At 73.3% G+C, this 2,305-nt stretch carries 1 protein-coding gene; it reads left to right on the forward strand.

Annotation, left to right across the window (positions count from 1 at the left end; all coding sequences use genetic code 11):
* On the forward strand, positions 1–2,305 hold a 2,305-nt coding region (locus OC534_RS19200), incomplete at both ends, for a type VI secretion system Vgr family protein (protein ID WP_262072410.1).

Genomic DNA, 2,305 nt, shown 5'->3' on the forward strand with positions numbered 1-2,305 from the left:
CCACCCTTGGCGCTCCCTCCCAGCAGGCGCGCCTGATCCAGCTGCTCGGCCCGGCCTCCGGCCTGGTGGTGGAGCGCTTCGAGGGCCAGGAGGCGGTCTGCGGCAGCACCCGGTTCGAGATCGACTGCCTGTCCACCGATGCGTTCCTGGACATGGCGCCGTGGCTGGAGCAGCCGCTGACCCTGCAGGTGCGCCGCGCCGATGGCGGCATGCGCCAGTGGCACGGCCTGTGCACCGAGGTGGCCCAGCTCGGCAGCGATGGCGGCCTGGCCCGCTACCGGCTCACCCTGGAGCCGTGGACCGCGCTGCTGGCCCTGCGCCGCAACGCGGTGATCTTCCAGGACATGGACACCCGCGCGATCTGCGAGCAGATCTTCGCCGACTACCCGCAGGCCGCCTTCCGGTTCGATGTGCAGGCCGCGCTGCCGGCCCGCCCGATCACCACCCAGTACCGCGAGAGCGACTGGGGCTTTGTCACCCGCCTGCTGGCCGAGGCCGGCCTGGCCTGGTGCATCGAGCAGACCCAGGACGGCGAGGCCGCGCACACGCTGGTGGTATTCGACCCGGCCGCCGAGCGCCCCGCGCTGGGCAGCCAGCGCTTCCACCGCAGCGACATCGCCGAAGCGCGCGATGGCATCACCGCCTTTGCCGAGCAGCGCCAGCTGGTCCCCAACGCCAGCAGCGTGGCCAGCTGGCACAGCGAGCAGCTCATCGCCGTCAGTGGCCAGAGCCAGGCCGAGGCCGGCGCGCTGCCGGTGCTGGAGGTGTACGTGCAGCCCCGCGCCGGGCGCTTCGCCCAGGCCGCGCTGGCCGCCGATGAGGCGCAGGCCCGGCTGGATGCGCTGCGCGTGCCGATGACCCTGTTCCAGGGCAGCGGCTCGGTGCGCACGCTGGCGGCCGGCAGCGCCTTCACCCTCACCCAGCATCCGCAGCACGAGGGCCAGGCCTTCGTGCTGCTGGCCGTGGCGCATGCGGCGGTCAACAACCTCGGCCACGGCATCGTCGAGCTGCTCGGCGAGGCGGCCCTGGAGCAGGGCAGCTACCGCAACCGCTTCGTGGCGGCCCCGCACGACACCCCGATCCGCGCCCTGCCCCAGGACCGCCCCACCCTGCACGGCCCGCAGACCGCTCGCGTGGTCGGCGTGGCCGACAGCGTGGTCAGCCCCAGCCGCGACCACCAGGTGCGCATCCAGTTCGGCTGGCAGCGCGGCGTGGCGCCCAACGCCGGCGGCATGACCGAGACCGGCAGCCGCAGCGCCGGCCATGCGCCGGGCGACCAGACCAGCGGCAGCTGGGTGCCGGTGGCCGAGTGGGTGGCCGGCCCCAACTGGGGCACGCATTTCCTGCCGCGCATCGGCGGGGAGGTGCTGGTGGAGTTCCTGCACGGGGACATCGACCAGCCGCGTATCACCGGCCAGCTCTACAACGGCGAGGTCGCCCCGCCCTTCGGCGGCGGCCTGGACGACACCGCCCAGCACCCCGGCGTGCTCAGCGGCCTGCACACCCAGTCCCACGATGGCAGCGGCACCCAGCAGTGGGTGATCGACGACACCACCGGCCAGCTGCGCACGCGCCTGCACACCTCGTTGGCCGACAGCCGGCTGGAGCTGGGCTACCTGATCGACCACAGCGACACCCGCCGGGGCGCGCTGCGCGGCCAGGGCTTCGAGCTGGCCACCCACGGCTGGGGCAACGTGCATGCCGGCCAGGGCCTGCTGCTGTCCACCAGCGCCCGCCAGGACGCCACCTCCACGGTGCTGGACAGCCATGAGGCCATCGAGCAGCTGCGCGGTGCCGAGCGGGCGCTGGAGGCCATGCACGACACCCTGCAGAAGCAGGACGTGCCGCCGCTGGGCGCACTCACCAGCACCGCCCAGCTGCGCGCCAGGATCGACCCGAGCGCCGAGGGCAAATACGGCGGACAGGTCAACGGCCAGTCCGGCATGAAGCCCGGCAGCGGCCGCACCCCGGGCCAGGACCCGGTGGAGCGCTTCGCCGCGCCGCTGCTGCTGGCCGACTCGCCGGACCGCATCGTCTGGACCACCCCGGCCAGCGCGGTGGCCTACGCCGGCCAGAACCTGCAGATGACCGTGCAGCAGGACCTGCAGGTCAGCGCCGGAGAAACCGTGTCGGCCGTGGCCGGCGAGCATGTGGCGCTGTTTGCGCAGGCCGGGCCGGTCAAGGTGATTGCCGCCAACGGCCCGGTGAGCCTGCAGTCCAACACCGGCGAGCTGGAGCTGCTGGCCGACCAGGCCATCACCGTGACCGCCACCGACGACCGCATCGACATCCTGGCCCAGCAGAA

Source organism: Stenotrophomonas sp. Marseille-Q5258 (assembly GCF_946900935.1).
GTDB classification, from domain to species: Bacteria; Pseudomonadota; Gammaproteobacteria; order Xanthomonadales; family Xanthomonadaceae; genus Stenotrophomonas; species Stenotrophomonas nematodicola.